General features: G+C 46.4%; 1 protein-coding gene. It reads left to right on the top strand.

The genetic code is table 11. The features are described from left to right. On the top strand, window positions 1-763 hold a 763-nt coding region (locus JMF81_RS09155; protein ID WP_201311154.1), incomplete at both ends, for an immunoglobulin domain-containing protein.

Genomic DNA, 763 nt, shown 5'->3' with positions numbered 1-763 from the left:
GACTCTTCATGTACTGGACGCATCAGCGGAAGATCAGAGTGTTCTGGCTGGCGATACGGCAACATTGTCCGTAAACCTGGAAGGAAACTGGGGAAGTCCGGTAAGATATCAGTGGTATAAAGGAGATAAAAAGATCTCTGGAGCAGTAACTGCAAAACTGACGCTTAAAGATGTGAAGAAAGATGACGCAGGAGAATATAAGTGCGTTGTTCAGAGAGGTTACGGAAGCGCATCAGAATATAATTCAAAGACAGTAACCACGAACCTGACGGTGGATGGAAAACTTGCAGTGGTTCGTGTAACGACAAAAGATGTTTACGGAATCGTGGGAGGAAAGGCAACCTTAGCTGGAAATTATGACCAGGGATATCCTTCCGTGCCGAGAGACGGAGTTGTATGGTGCGATGGGGAGAAGAATCCTTTAACTGACGGAGATAAATACAGCACAACGACCAGCACGACCATGACCCTTAAAAACATTACGAAAGACCAGGATGGACAGACATTCTATCTTTCCGCAGCCAATGCGGCAGGAACGGCATACAGTGAGGCGGTGACTCTTCATGTACTGGACGCATCAGCGGAAGATCAGAAGGTACAGATCGGCGGTACAGCAACATTGTCCGTAAACCTGGAAGGAAACTGGGGAAGTCCGGTAAGATATCAGTGGTATAAAGGAGATAAAAAGATCTCTGGAGCAGTAACCGCAAAACTGACGCTTAAAGATGTGAAGAAAGATGACGCAGGAGAATATAAGTGCGTT

Origin of the sequence: Anaerostipes butyraticus, from assembly GCF_016586355.1 — a bacterium.
GTDB lineage: Bacteria > Bacillota > Clostridia > Lachnospirales > Lachnospiraceae > Anaerostipes > Anaerostipes butyraticus.
Note: the sequence above shows the minus strand (reverse complement) of the source record. Positions and strands in the feature narration are given on the sequence as shown.